Source organism: Methanolobus sp. ZRKC2, from assembly GCF_045291185.1.
In the GTDB taxonomy this organism is placed as follows: Archaea; Halobacteriota; Methanosarcinia; order Methanosarcinales; family Methanosarcinaceae; genus Methanolobus.
In genome coordinates, this window is the sequence record NZ_CP146980.1 from 2,352,346 (window position 1) to 2,373,078 (window position 20,733).

Annotated in this window: 26 protein-coding genes; 11 read left to right on the forward strand and 15 right to left on the reverse strand. The window is 43.4% G+C overall.

Features of this window, described 5'->3' with window-relative positions; translation table 11 throughout:
- Window positions 1-32 precede the first annotated feature (32 nt).
- The 5 genes from V7O62_RS11310 (at window position 33) to V7O62_RS11330 (ending at window position 4,479) form a co-directional block, all read left to right on the forward strand.
- On the forward strand, window positions 33-1,250 hold the full coding sequence (locus V7O62_RS11310) for a hypothetical protein (RefSeq protein ID WP_406656433.1): 1,218 nt from the start codon (window positions 33-35) through the stop codon (window positions 1,248-1,250).
- A 105-nt stretch (window positions 1,251-1,355) separates the two neighbouring features.
- Window positions 1,356-2,750 carry an aspartate kinase gene (locus tag V7O62_RS11315; RefSeq protein ID WP_406656434.1) on the forward strand — a complete coding sequence of 465 codons (1,395 nt, stop codon included), beginning with the start codon at window positions 1,356-1,358 and terminating at the stop codon, window positions 2,748-2,750.
- 13 nt (window positions 2,751-2,763) lie between these two features.
- Window positions 2,764-3,765: a phosphoribosylformylglycinamidine cyclo-ligase gene (purM, locus tag V7O62_RS11320; protein ID WP_406656435.1), complete on the forward strand. Its 1,002-nt coding sequence runs from the start codon at window positions 2,764-2,766 to the stop codon at window positions 3,763-3,765.
- Window positions 3,766-3,785: 20 nt separating this feature from the next.
- Entirely contained in the window at window positions 3,786-4,064 is a 279-nt protein-coding gene (locus V7O62_RS11325) for a DUF1894 domain-containing protein (protein ID WP_406656436.1), read from the forward strand.
- Between the two features lie 199 nt (window positions 4,065-4,263).
- Window positions 4,264-4,479, forward strand: a complete 216-nt coding sequence (locus tag V7O62_RS11330) for a PspC domain-containing protein (protein WP_406656437.1) — start codon at window positions 4,264-4,266, stop codon at window positions 4,477-4,479.
- A 27-nt stretch (window positions 4,480-4,506) separates the two neighbouring features.
- On the opposite strand, the gene V7O62_RS11335 is transcribed toward V7O62_RS11330, so the two are convergent.
- The 11 genes from V7O62_RS11335 to V7O62_RS11385 form a co-directional block, all read right to left on the reverse strand.
- A complete protein-coding gene (locus V7O62_RS11335; RefSeq protein ID WP_406656438.1) occupies window positions 4,507-5,073 on the reverse strand; it encodes a hypothetical protein in 567 nt (188 codons plus the stop codon).
- A gap of 309 nt (window positions 5,074-5,382) precedes the next feature.
- Window positions 5,383-6,339 carry a tetrahydromethanopterin S-methyltransferase subunit H gene (gene mtrH, locus V7O62_RS11340; protein WP_406656439.1) on the reverse strand — a complete coding sequence of 319 codons (957 nt, stop codon included), beginning with the start codon at window positions 6,337-6,339 and terminating at the stop codon, window positions 5,383-5,385.
- Between the two features lie 15 nt (window positions 6,340-6,354).
- Entirely contained in the window at window positions 6,355-6,585 is a 231-nt protein-coding gene (mtrG, locus tag V7O62_RS11345) for a tetrahydromethanopterin S-methyltransferase subunit MtrG (RefSeq protein ID WP_406656440.1), read from the reverse strand.
- 1 nt (window position 6,586) lies between these two features.
- Window positions 6,587-6,814: a tetrahydromethanopterin S-methyltransferase subunit F gene (locus tag V7O62_RS11350; protein ID WP_406656441.1), complete on the reverse strand. Its 228-nt coding sequence runs from the start codon at window positions 6,812-6,814 to the stop codon at window positions 6,587-6,589.
- Between the two features lies 1 nt (window position 6,815).
- Entirely contained in the window at window positions 6,816-7,544 is a 729-nt protein-coding gene (gene mtrA, locus V7O62_RS11355; RefSeq protein ID WP_406656442.1) for a tetrahydromethanopterin S-methyltransferase subunit A, read from the reverse strand.
- Window position 7,545: 1 nt separating this feature from the next.
- Window positions 7,546-7,860, reverse strand: coding sequence for a tetrahydromethanopterin S-methyltransferase subunit B (locus V7O62_RS11360; RefSeq protein ID WP_406656443.1), 315 nt, complete (start codon window positions 7,858-7,860; stop codon window positions 7,546-7,548).
- Window positions 7,857-8,741 carry a tetrahydromethanopterin S-methyltransferase subunit MtrC gene (gene mtrC / locus V7O62_RS11365; protein WP_406656444.1) on the reverse strand — a complete coding sequence of 295 codons (885 nt, stop codon included), beginning with the start codon at window positions 8,739-8,741 and terminating at the stop codon, window positions 7,857-7,859. The genes V7O62_RS11360 and mtrC overlap by 4 nt, the downstream gene beginning before the upstream one ends.
- Window position 8,742: 1 nt before the next feature.
- Window positions 8,743-9,453, reverse strand: a complete 711-nt coding sequence (mtrD, locus tag V7O62_RS11370) for a tetrahydromethanopterin S-methyltransferase subunit D (RefSeq protein WP_406658291.1) — start codon at window positions 9,451-9,453, stop codon at window positions 8,743-8,745.
- A gap of 5 nt (window positions 9,454-9,458) precedes the next feature.
- Window positions 9,459-10,370: a tetrahydromethanopterin S-methyltransferase subunit E gene (gene mtrE, locus V7O62_RS11375; RefSeq protein WP_406656445.1), complete on the reverse strand. Its 912-nt coding sequence runs from the start codon at window positions 10,368-10,370 to the stop codon at window positions 9,459-9,461.
- Window positions 10,371-10,625: 255 nt separating this feature from the next.
- Window positions 10,626-11,012, reverse strand: a complete 387-nt coding sequence (locus tag V7O62_RS11380) for a DUF5402 family protein (protein ID WP_406656446.1) — start codon at window positions 11,010-11,012, stop codon at window positions 10,626-10,628.
- Window positions 11,009-12,043, reverse strand: coding sequence for a U32 family peptidase (locus V7O62_RS11385; RefSeq protein WP_406656447.1), 1,035 nt, complete (start codon window positions 12,041-12,043; stop codon window positions 11,009-11,011). Before V7O62_RS11385 ends, V7O62_RS11380 begins: the two co-directional genes overlap by 4 nt.
- An 86-nt stretch (window positions 12,044-12,129) precedes the next feature.
- Here V7O62_RS11385 and V7O62_RS11390 point away from each other — a divergent pair, with 86 nt between their 5' ends.
- On the forward strand, window positions 12,130-12,945 hold the full coding sequence (locus tag V7O62_RS11390; protein WP_406656448.1) for a sugar phosphate isomerase/epimerase family protein: 816 nt from the start codon (window positions 12,130-12,132) through the stop codon (window positions 12,943-12,945).
- 7 nt (window positions 12,946-12,952) lie between these two features.
- Here the strand turns inward: V7O62_RS11390 and V7O62_RS11395 are convergent, their stop codons facing one another.
- Entirely contained in the window at window positions 12,953-13,369 is a 417-nt protein-coding gene (locus V7O62_RS11395; RefSeq protein ID WP_406656449.1) for a universal stress protein, read from the reverse strand.
- Window positions 13,370-13,469: 100 nt separating this feature from the next.
- On the opposite strand from V7O62_RS11395, the gene V7O62_RS11400 reads away from it, so the two are divergent.
- Window positions 13,470-13,937 (forward strand): DUF5806 family protein, encoded by a 468-nt coding sequence (locus tag V7O62_RS11400; protein ID WP_406656450.1) that lies wholly within the window; start codon window positions 13,470-13,472, stop codon window positions 13,935-13,937.
- On the opposite strand, the gene V7O62_RS11405 is transcribed toward V7O62_RS11400, so the two are convergent.
- On the reverse strand, window positions 13,909-14,196 hold the full coding sequence (locus tag V7O62_RS11405; protein WP_406656451.1) for a hypothetical protein: 288 nt from the start codon (window positions 14,194-14,196) through the stop codon (window positions 13,909-13,911). The two genes, V7O62_RS11400 and V7O62_RS11405, sit on opposite strands and share 29 nt — an antisense overlap.
- A gap of 110 nt (window positions 14,197-14,306) precedes the next feature.
- Between V7O62_RS11405 and V7O62_RS11410 the strand changes: the two genes are divergently transcribed.
- Window positions 14,307-14,594, forward strand: coding sequence for a signal recognition particle protein Srp19 (locus V7O62_RS11410; RefSeq protein WP_406658292.1), 288 nt, complete (start codon window positions 14,307-14,309; stop codon window positions 14,592-14,594).
- 74 nt (window positions 14,595-14,668) lie between these two features.
- Here the strand turns inward: V7O62_RS11410 and V7O62_RS11415 are convergent, their stop codons facing one another.
- Entirely contained in the window at window positions 14,669-14,848 is a 180-nt protein-coding gene (locus V7O62_RS11415; RefSeq protein ID WP_406656452.1) for a preprotein translocase subunit Sec61beta, read from the reverse strand.
- 94 nt (window positions 14,849-14,942) lie between these two features.
- Window positions 14,943-15,962, reverse strand: a complete 1,020-nt coding sequence (locus V7O62_RS11420; RefSeq protein WP_406656453.1) for an S-methyl-5-thioribose-1-phosphate isomerase — start codon at window positions 15,960-15,962, stop codon at window positions 14,943-14,945.
- 224 nt (window positions 15,963-16,186) lie between these two features.
- Between V7O62_RS11420 and V7O62_RS11425 the strand changes: the two genes are divergently transcribed.
- From V7O62_RS11425 to V7O62_RS11435, 3 genes are all read left to right on the forward strand, one after another.
- On the forward strand, window positions 16,187-16,654 hold the full coding sequence (locus V7O62_RS11425; RefSeq protein ID WP_406656454.1) for an LEA type 2 family protein: 468 nt from the start codon (window positions 16,187-16,189) through the stop codon (window positions 16,652-16,654).
- 371 nt (window positions 16,655-17,025) lie between these two features.
- Window positions 17,026-18,624, forward strand: a complete 1,599-nt coding sequence (locus V7O62_RS11430; protein WP_406656456.1) for an MFS transporter — start codon at window positions 17,026-17,028, stop codon at window positions 18,622-18,624.
- A 234-nt stretch (window positions 18,625-18,858) separates the two neighbouring features.
- Entirely contained in the window at window positions 18,859-20,457 is a 1,599-nt protein-coding gene (locus V7O62_RS11435) for an MFS transporter (protein WP_406656457.1), read from the forward strand.
- The last annotated feature ends 276 nt before the right edge of the window (window positions 20,458-20,733 follow it).

Consider the following 20,733-nt stretch of genomic DNA (forward strand, 5'->3'; position numbering starts at 1 on the left):
GTTTTTATCCGGTTCTATGATGTGAGGTTTCGATGAAATATATACATTTTGTAATTATATGCATCTGTGTAGTTTTCCTGTGTGTCTCTCCCGTTGCAGGCTTAGAGACAAAGACAATGATACACTATTCGGAACCTGATGTAAGTGTCAGGGACGAGATATTCCTGGAGCAGGGATATTCTCTTAGGGTTCTTGATATGAATAGCAAGAGCGGTGATGTCTGGATCAGCTTGTACCTGAACGGAGAAGAGATTGAGCTTGATGATAATTTTGCAAAAGAAGATGATTCTCTGGAATACATCCGTTCTGTAATAGTAGATGAAGATGAGGATGATGAAACAGAGATCGACTATTTCATACTGAGGATAACTCCCGAGGGGTCTGTTAAGAACTCGGATGGGAAATTGTATTCCACCATTTATATCGAGCAATATCTTGATCCGGTAGAAGATGTTGATGATTATCTGATCCTGGATAAAAGCTATTCACTGAAAAAAGGTGATGAACTCGAACTGGCTGGTCTTTATACTATTGAAGCTACTGATGTGGATGATGATGAATTATCCCTGGAACTTCGGCTAAATGGCAAATTGCTAAAAGAGGATAAAGTTGAGGAAGGGGAATACTTTCATTATTCTGTTTACTCTGATACGGGACCCCAGACCATCTTCCTTGCAAATGTAAAAGGTTTTTTTGAGACTGATGAAGGAATTACGGTTTTTCTCAATCACGTGTTGTTGCAACAGGATACGGTATCCGGTAATACTGGTGTTCCTGAAAGTATTGATATAGATGTTGAATCTCCGGTCGATGGCGGATTGAAGGCCGGGCGTGTTGCTATTATCAATTATTATCTAGATGAATCCTATTCTGAGGTTCGTATCCTGATTGACGGAGAAGTTATGGATAGCAGGAATCAGGTAAGTCCTGGAACTTACAAGGCGGTAACCGGGGAACTTGATGCTGGCATTCACAAAGCAACTTTGATGACAATTGATGACGACGATGATGCCTCTTATTATTCTGAAGAATTCTCTGTATCTGTTAACATAAAAGACAATATTACGGAATCAATTGTGGAATTTGCAAGTTCGGCAGCAGAAGGTTTTGAAAAAGATAACAGTTCTACAAATGTTTCTTCGAAGTTACCTGTTCCATCTTTGCCTTCGGATGTATCAAATGCGCTTTCTCTCATTGTAACTATTGGTGTATTCATTATATTTATCTGGTTTTTCAGGAAATTCATGTAAACCCGTATTATTAACCATTTAGGGCTACGGGCTTTACTCATAATCTTTATATTAGTCTTTACTGTTTATAGACGAAATTAGCAGACAAACTAAACGTGGTTAAATATGAGAATCGTAATGAAATTCGGCGGCACATCCGTTGCCAACGGAGAGAAGATCCGGCATGTGGCTGAGCTCCTGAAGCGCTATCATGAAAATGGTGATGAGCTTATTGTTGTAACATCGGCACTTGGCGGTGTAACGGACGGCTTACTGAACACGGCAAATGAAGTATCCGTAAGTGGTAAAGTATCCCATGTTAAAGAGTTTATAGCCGATCTGACTAAGAAACATTACGATGCTATTCATGTTGCAGTTGATAATGACGACCTGAGGTCTGAATGCATAGAATCTATCGATAAGCGTGTTGATGAACTTGAGAAGGCTCTCATAGGTATCTGCTACCTGGGAGAATTGACCCCACGCTCCATCGACTACATATCATCTTATGGCGAACGCCTTGCAGCTCCGATTGTCAGTTGTTCCATCTGCTCCCTGGGGATCAACTCAAGATCTTTTACAGGTGGAGAGGCAGGAATTATCACAGATTCAAATTATGGTAACGCTAAACCTCTTGAGGAGAGTTATTCCCGAATATACGAGAAAATGACTCCTCAACTGGGAAAAAGCATCTCAGTTGTTACCGGCTTCATAGCCCAGAACCGGCAGGAGATTATCACGACTCTTGGACGTAGTGGCTCAGATTTCTCCGCATCGATTCTCGGTGCTGCAGTGAAGGCTGATGAGATCTGGTTGTGGAAGGAGGTTCATGGCATAATGACCACCGATCCCAAAATCGTACCGGAGGCAAGGTCGATTCCTCAGATATCCTATATTGAGGCCATGGAATTGTCTTATTTCGGTGCAAAGGTTCTGCATCCCAGGACAATTGAGCCTGCTATCACACACAAGATACCTGTGCGCGTGAAGAATACCTTTGAGCCTGATTTCGAAGGCACATTGATTGTGGCCGAACAGAACCAGATAGAAGATGTAGTAAAGGCTGTAACCCTGATATCCAAGGTTGCCCTTATCAATATTTCAGGTGCGGGCATGGTTGGTGCTATAGGTACTGCCGCAAGGGTTTTTTCTGTACTTGCGAGTGCCGGGGTCAACATCATTATGATCAGCCAGGGCTCTTCTGAAGCTAATATGACTCTTATTGTCAATGAGGAACATCTTGAGCAGGCAGTTGCTGCAATAAGGTCTGAGTTCAGCAACAATGTAGTTGGTGAGGTTGCATACGACAGGGATGTGTGTGTTGTTGCTGTGGTGGGTGCCGGGATGGATGGAATTCCAGGAGTTTCCGGTAAGGTATTTTATGCCCTTGGAAATGCAGATATTAATGTCATAATGATCAGTCAGGGTTCTTCACAACACAACATCTCCTTTGTTGTGAGCACTACCCAATCAATTGAAGCTGTCAGGATACTACACGGGGAATTCGAACTGGATCAGTAATGCAGGGATCACAATGAAAGATAAACATCTCACCTATGCGGAATCAGGAGTTGACATCGAGGAAGAGGAAACTACCATCAAGGCTCTTACAAAAGGTATGAGCTACGAACGTACGGGTCTTGGTGCACCATTGACAGGCATCGGACATTATGCAGGTCTCATAGACTTCGGGGAATATGCTCTTGCGCTGGCAACAGATGGTGTAGGCTCCAAGGTTCTTATAGCAAATGAGATGAGGCGCTGGAACACTGTCGGGATCGATTGTATTGCAATGAATGTAAATGATCTGCTGGCAATTGGTGCCGAGCCCATATCCTTTGTAGATTATCTGGCCCTTGAGAAACATGATGAAGAATTCGCCGCCCAGATCGGTGAAGGGCTGAGAAAGGGTGCAGAGATTTCCCGGATGTCCATCGTAGGAGGTGAAACTGCAACACTTCCTGACATCATTAAAGGTTTTGACCTTGCAGGCACCTGTCTTGGAATGGTCAGAAAAGAAAACATTATCACAGGTGAGAAAGTTAGCGTAGGGGATGCAATTGTAGGTATTCCTGCGGCTGGTGTTCACAGCAATGGTTACACTCTGGTAAGAAATATCATAGAGCAATCATCCTTTTCTTATCATGATCCTTTCCCTCTGGATACTTCTACGACCATTGGGGATGAACTACTCATACCCACCCGTATATATATGGAGGTCCTTGATGTTATCAGGGAATGTGATGTACATGGGCTTGCACATATAACCGGCAGTGGCCTTTTGAAACTTAAGCGTGTGACCGAACTTGGATTTGATTTCTACGATCCTCTTGAACCGAATGCTATCTTCAAGTTCCTCCAGGATGAAGGCAATGTTGATGACCTGGAAATGTACCGTACATTCAATATGGGCATGGGTTTCGTTATTATCCTCCCTCCCGAGCAAGCTGCAAAGGCGGCTGAGATGACAGGTGGTAAGATTGTCGGAAAGATCGTGGAAAGTGGTATAAAGGTTTCAGACCTTGTAATTGTTTAACAAATAAAGGACAACTAACCATGGTCTGTATTAGCGATCTTCCTTTTGAAATTCTCCTAAAAGGAGGCACACCTGCCCAATGTGAGGCACTTATCAGAGAAAACTCCGACGAAGTGTATCATGTACCGGGAGGTTATACAATACGTGGAGTGCTCCTAAGTGGCGATTCTATTCCTATAGGTGTAAAGGGAGATGAGATATTCTTCCAGTATATAAAACCCTGTTTCGGGCTATTTGTTCTCAAACTGCCGGATGCTTCGGATGAGATCGAAAGGTTGCATTCTCAGTTCAAGAAGTGACGACGATTTAAGCATCTGAGGAAGTGGTTTTCTGGATAAGGATGATCAGGGAAATCCCGATTATGGGACTTATCTTCTCTGGGGTTTTATTGTTGGTCTTCTGTTAGGTGCTATCACTGATAAAACCGGCCTCGGAATTATCCTTGGCCTGCTGGTAGCAAATGCCTGGTACTATTATAAATTAAAAGACAGGGACCAGATGTATCATTCAAGGAAACTCTCAAGGAGTCATGAAGATTGTATGATTGCGGGAGTTTGTGGCGAAATGGCCCAGTACTTCGAGGTAAAATCATCCATGATAAGGATCGCTTTTGTAATATTCACATTGCTTACAGGTATCTGGGTTGGCGGACTTTTGTACCTGGTCCTTGCTATTCTTATGCAGGATGAGAGTTCAAAGGCAGGTTATGCATAGATCGTTTTCACATATCAGGATTCCAGTTTATATCTTTGATTTTTTTGCGCTTTGAACTACCCACTTCAGGAAGTTTCCTGAAGGGAATTCATGTATTGTTGTTGCGATGATCATTCCTTCACCGAGTTCTTTGATGACCATAAGAGCATTTCCGTTCTCATCCTTGAACAGTACCTCCCCTTCAGCATCTGAGAAATAGCCATCAAACTCTATTTCTGCTTCGGGATTGTCCACAAGACACTGGGCATTGTGTTCACCTTTCCTGAAGGCTTTTGCAGACATTTGCTTTTGCACATACCGAAGCTTTGTGGGTAGCCAGGGATAGTCATATTCGCTGACCATTGGCCCGAATATTACCAGGATTCCTCCATTTTCTACAAATTTTTCAAGTTTTTTCCTGCTGCGCTCGATTCCACTCAGAATTTTTGTGTATGCAGGGTTGGCAAAACCTGTCGGGACCATCAGGCATTTGCATGGCGGTAAAAAAGGTGTTCCAAGATTTTCAGGGGCTATTCTCTGGCACTTTATGTCATGTTCGAGGAATAGTTTTTCAAACAGCAGGGTTTTGTCCCACAGCAACATCACTTCGGTCATGCAGGGAAATACATTTTTCTGGTTTAATTGTTTTTCCTGGGAGCTTACAATATGTACTGAATTATAAATCAAGATGATATATTTTCAATTGTAGATTTTAATTTGCTCAAAAATACTTTTATATTTTAACTGTGTTGTATGTATGCAATACAAAAAAACATTTTCAGTATTGCTTTTACTATAAGCAGGTTGGGGAGTGGGTTCACCCCTGGATTCTATTATACTAATTTTCCAAATGACTGATATGTTCTGTAAGAGCATTTCATGTAACTGTTTAATGGAATAAAAAGAAAAAGAGGGCTGGTTTGTTTAAACCAGCTTGTTGATTGGGTGGTTCTCGTCCTGAACTTCGAGACCAAGTTCTTTTGCAGTCTCTGCAAGCATAATGTCAACCATTGCTGTTGCAGGGAATACTTTGTCAGTGTTCTCGATAGGTCCGAAGAGCTGGAAGTTTGATCCGAGTATCTGTGGTACAAGGTTTGTTCCGATATCAGCTGGCATGTAGATTGCCTGCCTCTCTGCTTTTGTCTCGAACTGCTTTTTGTATGCTTTCATCCAGTCCCATGCAGATGCCATGTTGTGGTATCCACCGCCAACAGGCAGTCCAAGGTGTCCCTTGATAGCAATTACTGCTCTCATGGATGCACCGGAACCTGCGCCCAGTGGGGTTGCTGCTACATCGATCAATGGCTTTGTGATTCCACATTCCTTTGCGATTTCAAGCATACCTTTTTCCTGTCCGGTACCGCCGGTTTCAAGAATTTCGAGCTTGCCCTTTACGCTTGGGTCTGTTGCATTGAATGCGAGTACAATGGAAGCATCAATATCACTGTCTCTTATAGCTTCGATCTCGTCTGCGTGGACACTTGCATTGATTGAGTTGTAGATAGCTCTGTCAGCTACACCGATCTCTGTGACATATTCTGCTGCAGCTGCACGAACTTCACCTGCAGATGAGTCAATGAGGAATGGTGTTTTCTCATCAAGTTCAATAAACCAGTCGATATACTTTTTGATTGCTTCTGGAGTTTCACCGACGATCTGGTTCACATAGGGGTTACCTGTGACCTCTCCCATATCAACGATGCTCTGCCAGAGTTTGTTTGCAGCTTCTACATCAAAGACACCTTTGTCCTCATCAGTCACGATCTTGTGCCTGTTGTAGAACATCGTTCCTATGAGTACTGTTGGGTATTCTCCTGGCTGGCCACCGAATTTGACCCCGCCTACATCGAATACTTCTTGTTTCTTATCAAATCTGAACATATGAATAACCTCTTTTTAGATACTAAGCATAGGTGCAAGGAACATAAGGTATAACAGGAATATGATAATTCCAGCTACTGCTCCGTAAAGAATTCCTATGTCTCTTCCTACCTTTTTACCAATGCGCTGAGCAACTTCACTGTTTACGAACTCGATTTTCTCATCTATATTGTTGAGTTTGTCAAGTACTTCGTTGAAATCTGCAGGGTCTACGACGACGCTTGGTACTTTGTCCTGTTCACTCATTTTATATCACGCTCCAGATGAACATCGGGAGTATGACTACCATCAGTATGACGAAGACAAACCCTGCAACAAAACCGCTTATGCCGGTTGCAGATACTCCTGAATCAAGCTTCTGGTTCCTTGCAATAAGTTGAGCCCTGTAACGGATATCTTCTACCACGGCTTCAATGGGTCCCATGGATGGTTCGATCACCATCGGAACTCCTTTTCCATATTCTTCTTCTGCCATGTCAGTTACCTCCGAACAATAACATTCCAAGCACTGTTAGGGTGATAGTAAGACCTATCATTATTCCTTCGACCTTGCCTGCATGTATTCCTGAATGGAACTTGTTCAGGTTACCGATATACATCAGTTCCTTGTTGATTTCAAGTATCCTGCTTCTTACGGTTGCCAGCTCTGCAGCCATTGGTTTGAGTCCGCCGGCCTCTGCGCCTTCTTCACCGTCACCTTCGCCTACTTCAATGACCAGTGGCTCATCATCAAAGGCATCTGTGTCTTTAGATGCGTATTCTTTGATCTTGGCAACGATGGCATCCATATCTTCCGTGCCGATTAAATCGATGATTTCTACCTGATCCTGATATCTCTTGATAGCTTCATCGTTGAGGTTCTCAATATACGGAATGGCACCGGTTGCACCGATAATCCTGTTATCTTTTACACCGTTCTGGTGAAGGGCTATGAATGCCTCTCCGGTAATATGTCCTTTAACTTCAGCTCCGGTAACTATGAAGTATCTGATATTCGGATTCGATATGATGTGTGCAACGACTTTCTCAATACCGAGGTTTTCTGTTTTACATGGTCCTGTAATTGCTGCGCCGGCTTCAAGTTGAGGACCGGCTGCAAGGTGTGAACCACATGTAATAACAGCTACGCTGTCCTGAATATCGCCAACGTCATACTCTCCTTTGAGTATTGGCCATCCAGGAGCTGCATCTCTCTTTGTTGCCATCTTACATCACTCCTAATGCGCCCATTACCAGAAGCATCAGTCCTGCAACTCCCAGACCGACAATTATGCCGTAGAATGCGTTTCCATAGAAACCTGCACTCTGTGAGGCGTTCTCACGTCCCGGGAATGAGTTGAGTAGCGGCTTGTCAGGTGCCAGAGAGTTTACAAGATCATCTGCTATTTTATCAAGTTCGTCAAGCTGTTCCATGATCGGATCCATTGAATAAGCAATGATATCCTCTCTTTCTGCTGCGAGCAATGAGGTAAGCGGATCCAGTACAAGATGTGCTTCCGGTGCTACATGAATCATGCTCATTCCAATTCCTCCTTAGAAGGCAAGAGCCCTGAACCTGTTACCAGGAATGCATCCCTTTTCACACGCTTATAGAATCCTGCAAAGGCGATGTACCAGATTGCCAATCCTATAAGGATTGTAAGGGTTCCTGATGCACCTTCGTTAACGGTTGCTACAATTCCTGCAATAATCATTGCGATAGCACCCTTCTCAAAACCGGTTGCAAGTGTACGATCCTGTGTCTCATCGGGACCGAGGTTTGCATTGAAGGGGTGCAGAATTGCAAGACCGCCTGCAATGAAAATAACTGCTATGTATCCGGTTGAGATGACTCCGATAAGTACCTCATCGAACATGAATGTTCCAATCATGGCAGTACTGAGGCCAATGATAGTGATGGTACCGGCTGTAGCAATCTCTGTCATGGACTGTTCCATGATGGGTATACCCATGTTGAGTACTTTGTTTGCAAGGACACCGACTATAAGTCCGATGATAGCTGCAGAGATCACTGCAACTATGGGTCCTGCTATGCCACCGACTGCAAGTCCGAATGTAGAGGCTACAACACCCATACCGAGTGCGAGCATACCTATGGAAGGTACACCTGTACCAAGACCGTAGCTTGCAACTCTTCTAACTGCTGCAGCACCCCATACGATACCGCAAATGGCAGCAAGGCCACCAAGGAAGGACATGTATCCTTCTGACGCTTTAGGGGCCACCTCCTTTAACTCGTTTATTCCTGATACGTTACCAAGGAAGGACATGTATCCTCCTAACGCGTCACCAAGGAAAAAAGCAGCGTATATTAAAACAAGTCCACCTATTAGTCCAAAGGCTATTATATTGTTCTGGGGGATTCCTCCATGGGCTTCTCCTCCAGCTCCTCCTGCTGACATCTCAGAGACCTCCTATGGCAAGTACGCCCATAATCGCTGAGAAGAATGTTGCAATAAGGGATGCTATTACAGCTTTTGGGAATTTCTTGAACTTAGGATCATGGAAACCTTCTATGGTTCCGCCGATGTTGTATGAAGGGATTACCGCATTGACGAAGAAGATACCAACTGCGAAAATACTTGCAATTCCTACAAAAGCGTAAGTGCTAAGTCCGTTATTGATGCTGAGTAGAGTATAATATATAAGAGCTCCACCCAATCCACCAAGTGCGCCACCAATGACACCACTTACGAAGGATACTGTTGGTAGTGCATGTCCTTCAGTACCTTGGGATACGTAAAGATCCTGCCTGTCTTTTGTTATTGGGTCGTACTTGACTTTTGCTGATGCTGGTGGACAACCGACACCATAAACGTATACCAACTGTCCTACGATCATTGTGACCGATATCATTATCATGGCACCTACGGCACCGGATGCAAGAACAAGTGCCATGCTGTCTGTAGCATTCATCATTGCACCGGCAGTGACCAGTCCTGTAAGACCAGCACCAGCTGCAAGCTGAACAGTACCTGTTCCGATACCTGTTGCCTGTGCCATAGCTGCTGGAGCACCACCTACTGGAACGAAGTGAACGCTCCAGGAAATAAGCACTCCACCAAGTGTGATAAGTATTATATGCAAAATGTTAGCTATTAAAATTCCGACTATATCTATCAAGCTGCCACCTCTGCTTCTTCGTCTTGTTTATATGGACCATATGCATTGCGGGCGGCGACTTCAATGTTCCTGTTCCAGATTATGAGTACCAGTACGATAATTACTCCTGCAATAACTGATGCCCAGCCGACTGCATTACCCATAGTGGCATCGAATACCACGGTAATCCATCCGCTGAGGAATACTGTCATACCAAAAGCAATTCCTGTGACCGGTCCACCAAACTTGGCACAGAACCATGAATTGTCAATACCGTTCCTGATTCCGGATTCTGCTTTTCTCACGATGTTACCTGAGTTTGCAGCGTTGAGTCCGGATCCGAATTCTACATTCTGGAATTCACGTTCTGCACCATAGTGAACATCACCAGTGGATGATCCTATCGCACCAACAGTGATTCCCCAAATGAATGCCAGTAGTGGCAGTGAGAACGGGTGTCCTAGAACAGCTATCATAAGATATGATACCACAAGTATACAGAAAGTTGTGATGAATGCATATCCCATAATAACTGGAGTGTGTGATCTTAAAATGTCAAGATAAATTGGTTGTTTGAAACGTTTCTGACTTGCCGATCTGCCGAAATAAGATGATACTGAATAGGTGCCATGTACTGCTGCTGCAAGAATAGCTCCAATTGTCAATGCAAGAACAACGGATGCACCGGTGCCCATCAGAACTGAAGCGATGGTACCACCGATTGCACACATAAGTGCGTTTGATGGTGGTTCACCAGATACGGCTTTGTTATATATCCTGTGTGGATACATCATCTGGGGCGCTAATTGCACCTGGGAGTTTGGGTTACTCTGAGACCCTATATCTGATTCGAGGTCTTCAGATGCCCCTGCAATAGTTGCAGCTGCTCCGATAAGTGCCATTACGCCCATGCCTGTGAGCGGTTCCATTCACATTTCCTCCTTTTTTATTATATGCGCGTAAATCGTGCCAAAATTATAATAATCGCTTTTCGATTCGATGTTTTTTATCATAATTGATATGGCGTAGACTAACGTCAGGTGGTTTACATTATATTAAATACTTATTAAACCTTTCGAATGAGAGAGAATAAAAAGCCTTAATTTTCCAGTATAAGGCATATCAGAAGAAAAAATTAAAATATATTTCTAAATATATTTTGTTCAAAAAGGAAATGGTTATATTCATTCCCTGCGATCAAGTTTCAGTATATATATGTCCGGTCTTGGTCTCTTCCCGCTTCCCTTTGAGAAGTCCATATAACAACGGTTGCAGAGTACACGTGAATTAAGAGATGCCAGTTCGGATGTACCGGGTACAAGCCTCGCAAAAAGAAAAGATGGTTCGATATCCAGTTCAAAAGATGCTTCTTTCAGGTATTCTGTGATATGCTCCTCGAATATCTCCAGATCATCTACCTGGATTCCACGTGTATTTACCGTTATACCACAACATCCGCAGGGCAGGGCAAAAGCATCTGCCTCTATGAGAAAAACAGGTTTTGCAAGCAGGTTTCGCAATTTATTTTCCAGACCGTTCCGGTTCTTTGCGAGTTTTTCTATTACAGTCATATTGTTCCATCCGTATTGTTCAGGGGTTGAAGTGTCTGTTGCATACCATCGAGAGAATAAACCTGCACGATTTTTTCAGTGAGCCTTTTGCAGTAACCACATTTAGAACATACTTTGCTGCATTTTTTCCATTGATTAAGAGAACCCTCAAGCTCTTTGTTCGGTATGAAGAACAGGTCTCTTATGTCCCTGGGACAATCCAGCAGATCCATCAGGTTTCCGTCGTAACTTCTGTCAGTATATGCACGGACATTGTTCAGTATCCAGTTAGTGAAATGAGTTCTTCCGCCTATCTTGAAGGTGTCCGTGATATGCTCGTAATCCTTAAGATCCTCGGGTCGTATCCACGGTGATTTGATCAGTTGCTGAGGATCATTTATCCTTAGTGACAAACACTTGTAGTAATAATAATCGTCAAGCACGTTCAATTTTGGGCCCGGACCATTGGCATGTGAAAAGAAATTGAAATGTGCATATCTGAAAGGACACTGATAAAGACAACCTTCGTTCACCAGTAGTTTAAGGTCACATGAAACTGAGTCTTTGATGGCTTCCAGTCTTGTGAAATCCCTGTTTACAACCGGGTCCACAACGATGGTATCCGCACCCAGTTCCTCATAGAACTCGGCCTTCTGAGGAGAATCAACAAAGGAAAGGACGGATACAACTACTTCCATATCATAGTCTTTTGTCAGCATTTCCACAAAATATGGCTCTGCAATCGTTATCGAATCTATACCGATATCGTTGAGCCTGTCAAAGTACCAGTTAATCTTATTGAAGCCTTGGGGTGTGAGATGCTGACCGCCCATGCACGAGCTATTGAGTACTATCTCCATCTTCACACCTTTATCGTGTGCATACTCTGTCTGTTCCCGTATTTCCTCTAGCCCAGGTGCACTCAGGTTTGTCCTTCCGGTTCCCACATAGTCGGGAGTTCCTGCCATGTATACTGCATAGATGTCTTCAGAGCCGGATAACAGGTCCTCCAGTCCTTCCATGTGTCCCACGTGCGGTACGTAAAGTTTCATCGTTTGCTGGTACTCTTTAATTAAGATAAGCATTTTGGTGAAGCAAACCAAAAGTATATTATGTCGAACTTATCTCAGTCCTATACATGATACTAGGTGCCTCATCCTTTGCCGGCAGTCTGCCCGAGATTGCATCCGAAGTGCAGTCAGTTGAACTTTACATGCCAAAACTGGGCATTTACAAAAATTCAGAACTCCAGCAAGGGTTATTGGATAGCATTCTTGATGAACTATCCACACTTGACGTTCATACTTCACTGCATGCACCTTATTTTGCAGATGTTCCTACATATCCCAAGGATGTTGTAGTAGACACTGCGAAAATGGATGACAGGTCTTTCAGGCTTATCAGGGAATCCATTGAGCTTGCAGGCAGGCTTGAATCCAGGGCTGTAGTGCTGCATCCGGGAAGGATAAATGGAGATCATGATAAGTCATTTTCCAAAATGGTAGACAATCTTAAGTCACTTGCACAAACCGCATCTGAATATGATGTTATGCTTGGTCTTGAAAATAAGGAAGGGACTGATCCCGGGAATCTCTGCACCGAAGTCGAAGAATTGATAATGGCCGTAGAAGACGTGAATTCCGACTACCTGGGTGCTACCCTCGATATAGGACATGCCAATCTAACATGTGGTGGAGACATGGGTAAACTGCGTGAGTTTGCACGTACACTGGCTCCTTATATAGTACATGTGCATGTGCATGACAATATGGGAGTCTGGTCGGAAAATTACGATGGTGATGAGCACATGGCTCCGGGAGATGGCATAATTGACTATACTGTCCTGAAAGAAATAAAAGGTTACAAAGGCATCTTTAACATGGAAGTATTTTCTATGGAGGACGTTGCAAAAGGTAAGGTAACGCTATCGGATGCGGTTCTGAATAATAAATAAAGTATCATTAAGGTAACTTGTAGTTTGGCGGTACCACCAGCACCAGTACATCGGATATCTGAAGCACTTTTTCAGTAACTGTACCCATTAATTTCTTTATTCCGCTTTTTCCATGCGTACCCATGACAATCCGGTCTGCATTTAGCTTATTGGAGACTTCCACGATCTTTTCCGGAGCACTGCCGTCCTTAATAATTATCTCTATATGTTCTTTCTTGCATCCCATTTCAAGTAGAATATCCCTCACTTCATGAAGCACACTCTCAGCGCCCTCTTTGCGCCATGTCTTCCTGGCAAGTCCTTTGTCGTCCACAACATGAAGCAATATCAGGTGATAGTCATGCTTCATTGCAATCCCGGCTGCAACCCTGGCAGCATTTTCGGAGTATACCGAACCGTCGGTGGGTATCAGTATTTTCATCATTATAGGGTAAGGCTGCGCTATTATTAAATATTTGGATTTGCTTCTCTTGTAATGTAATGGCTGCAATACATGTCAAAGATAATCCTCATGGAAGATTAGCATGAACAAATATCGCAAATTCAAGAAAATGGACAATAAGAGCTATTCAGAAGTAACACGCTTCCTCAAGGAGACTACTCATCTTACTGCGCGTGAGTGGGTCACTGCAAGATTGTGTGCGGATTTCAAGAATCTTTCAAACCAGTCAGAGATGACCTGGATTGGTGAAAAGCTTCCGGAACTTGTTCCTTTTATGGATGAAACTTATTCCAGGCAGGAAGTTTCAAATGCACGTGCTTCTTTCAAGAAAAAGGTCCAGCGCAGTGGAACTACATTTTTCTATGCATACTATGCCGGCTTGATCACACAGGAGGAGATGATCTCTGTCATTCACAGTATCGTTACTGATATCAAAAAATTGATGGACACCGAAGGCAGTGAGATTCCTGAGGAGCATGCAACCGAGGTCCAATTACTTATCGCAGATGTTCTGCGAAAGATCAATGAATCTCTTGATGATGATTTCTAGCCTCTCTTTCAAGTACCCTGCGGTACTTTTCAAGCATTCTCATGTCAATCTGCCGCAGGTATCTTGCCTGAACTCTGGAAACATATAATGTATTGTTCCCTATCTCGATCCTGAGGTCCGTATCCTTTGGAGTGCTGTACTCTATGGGATAAATGACCGGTCCTGCACATGATGTACACAGCCTGAAATCCCTGGTGGCTTCTTTGATGAATTCCTCTACCTCTTTTTCAACTGGTATCTGTTGTGGGATATCTATCATGCTCCTAAAGCGGTACTTTAAATACTTAAGATTTACCGGTATCAAAACTTCAGTCCGTTTTTCCCCAAACAAATTTAAATTGAATGAATTCCAATCTATGCCCCATGATGATGAAGGACAAGGGAAAGCTTGTTATCTGGCCTGTTTATATCGACAGGACCAAGTCAAGAAGTAAAGGGCGTATCATTTCACGAAAGACATCCGTAACTGAGCCTACCATTAAAGAGATTGGCCTCGCAGCTGAAAAGTTGGGTCTGAACCCGGAGATAGAAGCCGATAAAGCTTATCCGAAGTCCTGGTGGGAGTCAAAGGGCAGGGTACTTATAGATAATAATGAGCCCAAGACAGTCCTTTCCAGGAAGATATCTTCCAAGATCAAAGAAATGCGCGGAAGCTAAGCTCCAGTTAATCTTTTTAAAAGCTCATCCTTCTGGATGAAAAAAGAATTTTAAAAAGGAAAGTATCTTGTCAATCAGGAAATTGGCCACATTCCGAATTGAGCATTCAGTATAAGTATTCCAAGGCCGGCTACTGCGCCTACGATTATGACAGTTTTCGGATCTATGTGTATCGCTTTTTTGTCAGCCTCATAATAGCGCATAAGACCTGCAGATGACATCAGCCCGGCGCCGCTTGATTTCTTTTTTGTCATGTTATCTCCGTGTAAATGTTACTAGCAGTATTAATGATGTTTTTGTTGTTATTTATTGTCCTTCATGTAACTAATCGTTTAAAAGATTGTGCTCTCATACAATTATTTCGTCCAGCAAGAACGGTGGATAAAAAACACCTTTTTCCGTTATCACAGCAGTCACATTCTCCATAGGTGTCGCATCGAATGCCGGGTTGTATACCTTCACATCAGCAGGTGCTATCTGCACATCCTTGAAGAAACGCAACTCATCGGAATCTCTCTCCTCGATGGTAACAGTATCCTCCCAGTTTTCAGGATCAAGAGTGGATATGGGAGCAGCTACGTAGAATGGTATTTCATGTTCTTTTGCAAGTACCGAGTGGGTATAGGTCCCTATTTTATTGAAGACAGCATCTCCTGTAATCCTGTCGGCGCCTACGATGACCTTGTCAACCATACCCTTGCTCATTACATGGCCTGACATGGAATCGGCTATAAGTGTTACATCTATGTTGTCCTGCATGAGTTCCCACGTGGTGATCCTTCCACCCTGGTTCAGGGGTCTTGTTTCACATGCAATGACTTTGATCTCCTTTCCTTCCTCTACGGCTGAGCGTATTACACCAAGTGCGGTTCCCCAGTCAACACAGGCCATCTTCCCTGCATTGCAATGTGTCATGACCGTGTCACCATCATCAAGCAGTTTGGCACCGTATTTTCCCAGTTTTCTATTCGTTTCAACATCCTCATCTGCGATGTTTTTTGCTTCGGCCAGCACGATATCCTTTATACTGTCAAGGTCGTATGCATCCGAAATTGCATCGATTACCCTGTCCACACCCCATCCAAGGTTGACTGCTGTCGGGCGTGTGGCCTTGATGGTATTTGCCGCAACTTTCAGATCCTTTGTAAGACCATCCATATCATCAGCACTGCTCAGGGTTGCTGCAAGAGCGATACCAAATGCTCCGGCAGCTCCGAGGGCAGGCGCACCTCTGACACGCAGGGACTTGATTGCCTCGCAGAGAGAGGCAAGTGTTTTACACTCGATGACTTTGTAATCCACAGGGAGGAGTGTCTGGTCTATCATTATAATTGAATTTGATTCGTCATTCCAGTCAATAGTTCTCATGATATCTACCCGATTAAAAGTCATGCCTGGAATAAAAATGTGAAGGTCTATAGCATCAGTTTGTTTAAATTAAGACTGTTCTGATCATTCCTGGTAAGATGATAATTCCTGAAGTATCAAGGTTTTGCAGGGATTACTAATCAAAGTTTCCTAATGGGTTTTAACGTAGGCTAATAAATCTTTTTTATGGTAAGGAGTTCGGGAACTTATCTTGGGAGATCACTATGAGGAAACTTTGGATAGTTGTGGGGGTAGTTGTTCTTCTTATATTGGCATTAATTGTGGTCCTAAGCTTTGAGACAAGGAAAGAACAGGCTGAAGCCTTAAAAAATACTGATATCTCGCTAAGTGGTATCGAGGTAAACGGTATCAGCACGGAGAAAATCGATCTGAACATAACCCTGAACATCTATAATCCCAATGACGTTACCGCCAGGCTTGAGAGGATGGACTATACTGTCTATGCGAACGATGTACGCATTGGTAGCGGGAGCTTTGAAGAACCGGTCGAGATTCCGCCCAACGAAAGAAGAAGTACATCAACGAACTTTGTAGGGCAACCGACATCAGTAACTGCTGCTGTTATAAGTACCCTGCTGACTCGTGAGGTTGTGTGGAGTGTCGAAGGAGTGGTGTATTTTGATACACCTTTGGGAACGATCGAGCAGTCATTCGATGTAAATAGCTCATAAAAGGGTTTCCTGTAACATTAAGATCAGCGGAGACCAACAAAAAACGGTCATAATTGGTGGAAAATAGATTTCCTGAATGAACTCAGGTTTAACTACAGGTCTGGTTCTCATTTTACTTCTCTTGGTAATTTTTGTCGGACTTAGTTGCATTTCCGATGAAGGACAAAATGAACGACTGACGACTGCATAGGGATGATCAATCACAAACTTTGGACATTAATACGATAAGTAATAATGTGTCAAAAAGCCTAAAACCACAGGATACAAACAAGTCATGGGTATTGGGATTTGGTTTTTAGGCTTGATTCAAAAGGAAACAGGGTTATTGATTCAGCTTTGCTCTGGTGCAGGCCATAAGAGAAGGATTAGTTATGATTAAGAAATGGTTGGTGCTGATCACCCTTGCAATGGCGATGTTCATCATAGTCATAGACACAACGATAATGAATGTATCAATATCAGCTTTAGTTGAAGACCTAAACACCACTGTGAGCGGTATCCAGGGTGCTATCTCAATTTATGCTCTTGTAATGGCATCGTTTATACTTATAGGTGGTAAGCTTGGGGATATTCTGGGTAAGAAAAGGACCTTTATGATTGGTACTATTCTTTTCGGAATAGGCACTTTCACAGCTTCAAGAAGCCAGAACCTGGGTATGTTGCTTATTGGCTGGTCCTTTATAGAGGGCCTAGGATCAGCTCTCATGCTACCTAACATCCAGACCCTGCTAAGAGATGAATACGAGGGCAAAGATCTGGCTTTTGCCTACAGTATAGTCAGTGCCATTGGTGCAGTAGGAGCAGCCGTGGGCCCTATTGTTGGCGGTTATCTGACGACATTTCATACCTGGCGCTGGGCTTTCCTGCTCGAAGTGCTGGTAGTAATCGCTGTTCTTTTGCTCAGTACAAACATAAAGGCTGATGTGCTTCCGGCAAAGAAGCCAAAGTTTGACTTTGTAGGTGCATTCTTTTCAGTTCTGGGTCTGTTCTCCATTGTCCTGGGAATTTTGCTGGGACAGGTTTACGGATTCTGGGTGGCCAAACAACCTTTTGTGATCGGGCCTTTTGAAATTGCTCCTTTCGGACTTTCCATTACTCCTTTCCTTATCGGATTTGGATTATTATTGATAATGCTGCTTTTCAGATGGGAAAAGCGATTGGAGGAGGCCGGAGAGGATGGCCTGTTCAAACCCACACTTTTCAATGTGCCGGGACTTACTCCGGGATTCATTGTCCGTAGCCTGCAGATGGCTATTACCGCAGCTTTCCTTTTTACATTCCCGCTGCTGCTACAGCTAACCTTTGAGTTCACTGCAATGGAAACGGGGATTGCTCTTCTCCCCTTTTCGATAGCTTTGCTCGTGGCTGCTATAATAGGAGCCAAACTGACGGCCCGGTTCATAGCAAAACGTATCATCCAGGCAGGATTCGTACTTGTTATCCTTGGCCTCGGAATCGTGGTCTGGACAGTCACACCTGATGTGCAGCCATCAGATCTGGCCTATGGAGTAGTGTTCGGTCTGGGCCTGGGTCTGATTGCCTCTCAGATATTGAATCTTGTTTTCTCGTCGGTGGATGAGAAGGACACACCTGAGACCTCGGGCCTAAACGGTACTTTCGAGCAGCTCGGCAACTCCATAGGTGTGGCTCTGGTGGGCACTATAATGCTTGCTACATTGATGACCGGATTACAGGTAAGTATTGAGGAAAGCACTGATATTCCGGAGGAAGACAAATCAGAATTGATTGCGGCTGTGGAGAGTAGTGTGCAATTGGTTTCGAATAGCCAGTTAGAGGCCGGGTTGGAAGAAGCAGGTGCCGATGAAGAACTGCAGGAGGATATTATGGAAATATATTCTTTGAATCGAACTCAGGCTTTCCAGGTAGGGATAGTTTTCCTGATCTTCCTAGGTCTGATAGGGCTGATATCCACAGTTGGGTTGTCGGACAGGAAACTGGTTGAAGATTAATAAATCAGGGTTTGTGGCTGTAATCGAAACCCATGCATCTTTTGGGTATAACAAAAATACCCAATAATTTAGGTAACAATGCGCCGCAAACTATAATCTTCCGGAGTACAAACCATGTTTTGGGATTTCAGGGTAGGTTTTGTATCTTGTTTTAGTTTTTAGATGTAGAAATGGTGGTTAATTCAGGTTTATGTCTTTGCTTCTGTACAAGCTTACCGGGAGAGGTTAAGTTTTATGATTAAGAAATGGATGGTGCTGATCATTCTTTCAATGTCAATGTTCATCATAATCATTGACACGACAATAATGAATGTATCAATATCTGCTTTGGTTAAAGATTTGAACACAACGGTGAGTGGTGTACAGGGAGCAATATCACTTTACTCTCTGGTCATGGCATCCTTCATACTCATCGGAGGTAAACTCGGAGAGGTAATAGGCAAGAAAAAGACTTTTCTGATCGGTACGGCTCTCTTTGGTATCGGCACTTTTATAGCTGCTATAAGTGAGGATCTGACTACTCTGATCGTGGGCTGGTCCATAATCGAAGGCATAGGGGGTGCCTTAATGGTACCTAACATTTCTACTCTCCTGAAAGATGAATATAAGAAAGGAGACGTGGCCTTTTCCTTTAGTATCATAAGTGCTACCACTGCTGTAGGAGCAGCAGTTGGCCCTATAGCAGGTGGCTACCTGACGACTTTCCATAGCTGGCGTTGGGCTTTCCTGCTTGAAGTAGTAATAGTAATTATTGTGCTGCTTCTCAGTGGCTATATAAAGACCGATATACTTGCTTCAATAAAGCCAAAATTTGATTTCATAGGTGCCATACTTTCAATTCTGGGTTTATTTTCGGTAGTTCTCGGAATATTACTGGGACAGAAATATGGATTCTGGCTTGCAAAGCAGCCACTGGTAATCGGGTCACTTGAGATAGCTCCATTTGGTCTTTCTATTACACCGATTCTGGTTGGGTTGGGTATTATACTGCTCATATTACTCTTCAAATGGGAAAACAGGCGGGAAAAGAAAGGAAAAGATGGCCTGTTCAAACCCTCTCTTTTCAACATACCAGGCCTCACACCAGCCTATATTGTCAGGGGTTTGCAGATGGCAATTGTTGCAGCCTTTATTTTTACATATCCGCTGCTTCTGCAATTGACCTTCGAGTATACTGCCATAGAGACGGGAATTGCCCTTGTTCCTTTCTCGTTAGCAGTTCTGATATCTGCTATAGTCGGAGCCAGGCTTGCTAAACGTTTTGCGGTAAAACGCATTATCCAGGTTGGTTTTTTGCTCGTTATCATCGGTTTGGGAATAGTAGTCTGGACGGTCACACCGGATGTGCAGCCGTCGGATTTGGGTCTTGGAGTGATTTTTGGTATAGGATACGGATTAACTTCTTCTCAGGTGGTGAATCTTATCTTCTCATCTGTAAATGATAAGGACACCCCTGAAGCAGCAGGCCTCAACGGTACCTTCGAACAGTTAGGTAACTCCATAGGTGTGGCTCTGGTGGGTACTGTTATGTTGAGCTCGTTGATCTTCGGTCTGCAGTTTAGCATTGCGGAAAGCGAGGATATCCCACAGGAATATAAGGCTGAAATAAATGAAGCTTTGAAAACCAGTGTTGAGCTTGTCTCGAATACTCAGCTAAAAGCCGAATTAGATAAGCTAGGTGCTGATCCTCAACTACGGGCAGAAGTAATGGAAGCATATTCTTTGAGTCGGACCGAGGCATTTCAGATAGGGTTGCTTTTCCAGATGTTCCTGGCTATTATCGGTTTGATTTCAACTACTGGTTTATCAGGCAGAAAACTGATTGAGGACTAAAGGAAACAGGAGCTTTTGCTAAGGATGAAATGTTTGCTCGCTGATAAGTAAAAAATCAGAGTATTCAGAAAAGGGCGGAATGGATGCATATGTTTGGAATTTCACAATGCAAAAAGTCTTCCGCCTTCTGCTGAATCACATATTAAAGAGCGTTCTTTGCGTTTGCAATTCTTAAGTAGTATGTTATAGTCAAGCAGGCATATACCTTACAAATGACAAGGGATTAGTGATTTGGACCTGTCATTGCTACCTCTTTTTCTTATTATACCTTCAAAG

Coding starts and splice junctions, on each gene's coding strand:
- V7O62_RS11315 (WP_406656434.1), top strand. CDS start 1,356: ATGAGAATCGTAATGAAATTCGGCGGCACATCCGTTGCCAACGGAGAG.
- V7O62_RS11400 (WP_406656450.1), top strand. CDS start 13,470: ATGAACAAATATCGCAAATTCAAGAAAATGGACAATAAGAGCTATTCA.
- V7O62_RS11420 (WP_406656453.1), bottom strand. CDS start 15,962: ATGAGAACTATTGACTGGAATGACGAATCAAATTCAATTATAATGATA.
- V7O62_RS11360 (WP_406656443.1), bottom strand. CDS start 7,860: ATGAGCATGATTCATGTAGCACCGGAAGCACATCTTGTACTGGATCCG.
- V7O62_RS11425 (WP_406656454.1), top strand. CDS start 16,187: ATGAGGAAACTTTGGATAGTTGTGGGGGTAGTTGTTCTTCTTATATTG.
- V7O62_RS11390 (WP_406656448.1), top strand. CDS start 12,130: ATGATACTAGGTGCCTCATCCTTTGCCGGCAGTCTGCCCGAGATTGCA.
- V7O62_RS11415 (WP_406656452.1), bottom strand. CDS start 14,848: ATGACAAAAAAGAAATCAAGCGGCGCCGGGCTGATGTCATCTGCAGGT.
- mtrG (WP_406656440.1), bottom strand. CDS start 6,585: ATGAGTGAACAGGACAAAGTACCAAGCGTCGTCGTAGACCCTGCAGAT.
- mtrA (WP_406656442.1), bottom strand. CDS start 7,544: ATGGCAACAAAGAGAGATGCAGCTCCTGGATGGCCAATACTCAAAGGA.
- V7O62_RS11405 (WP_406656451.1), bottom strand. CDS start 14,196: ATGATAGATATCCCACAACAGATACCAGTTGAAAAAGAGGTAGAGGAA.
- V7O62_RS11380 (WP_406656446.1), bottom strand. CDS start 11,012: ATGACTGTAATAGAAAAACTCGCAAAGAACCGGAACGGTCTGGAAAAT.
- mtrC (WP_406656444.1), bottom strand. CDS start 8,741: ATGTCAGCAGGAGGAGCTGGAGGAGAAGCCCATGGAGGAATCCCCCAG.
- purM (WP_406656435.1), top strand. CDS start 2,764: ATGAAAGATAAACATCTCACCTATGCGGAATCAGGAGTTGACATCGAG.
- V7O62_RS11430 (WP_406656456.1), top strand. CDS start 17,026: ATGATTAAGAAATGGTTGGTGCTGATCACCCTTGCAATGGCGATGTTC.
- mtrH (WP_406656439.1), bottom strand. CDS start 6,339: ATGTTCAGATTTGATAAGAAACAAGAAGTATTCGATGTAGGCGGGGTC.
- V7O62_RS11310 (WP_406656433.1), top strand. CDS start 33: ATGAAATATATACATTTTGTAATTATATGCATCTGTGTAGTTTTCCTG.
- mtrE (WP_406656445.1), bottom strand. CDS start 10,370: ATGGAACCGCTCACAGGCATGGGCGTAATGGCACTTATCGGAGCAGCT.
- V7O62_RS11395 (WP_406656449.1), bottom strand. CDS start 13,369: ATGATGAAAATACTGATACCCACCGACGGTTCGGTATACTCCGAAAAT.
- V7O62_RS11325 (WP_406656436.1), top strand. CDS start 3,786: ATGGTCTGTATTAGCGATCTTCCTTTTGAAATTCTCCTAAAAGGAGGC.
- V7O62_RS11330 (WP_406656437.1), top strand. CDS start 4,264: ATGTATCATTCAAGGAAACTCTCAAGGAGTCATGAAGATTGTATGATT.
- V7O62_RS11335 (WP_406656438.1), bottom strand. CDS start 5,073: ATGACCGAAGTGATGTTGCTGTGGGACAAAACCCTGCTGTTTGAAAAA.
- V7O62_RS11410 (WP_406658292.1), top strand. CDS start 14,307: ATGAAGGACAAGGGAAAGCTTGTTATCTGGCCTGTTTATATCGACAGG.
- V7O62_RS11350 (WP_406656441.1), bottom strand. CDS start 6,814: ATGGCAGAAGAAGAATATGGAAAAGGAGTTCCGATGGTGATCGAACCA.
- V7O62_RS11385 (WP_406656447.1), bottom strand. CDS start 12,043: ATGAAACTTTACGTACCGCACGTGGGACACATGGAAGGACTGGAGGAC.
- V7O62_RS11435 (WP_406656457.1), top strand. CDS start 18,859: ATGATTAAGAAATGGATGGTGCTGATCATTCTTTCAATGTCAATGTTC.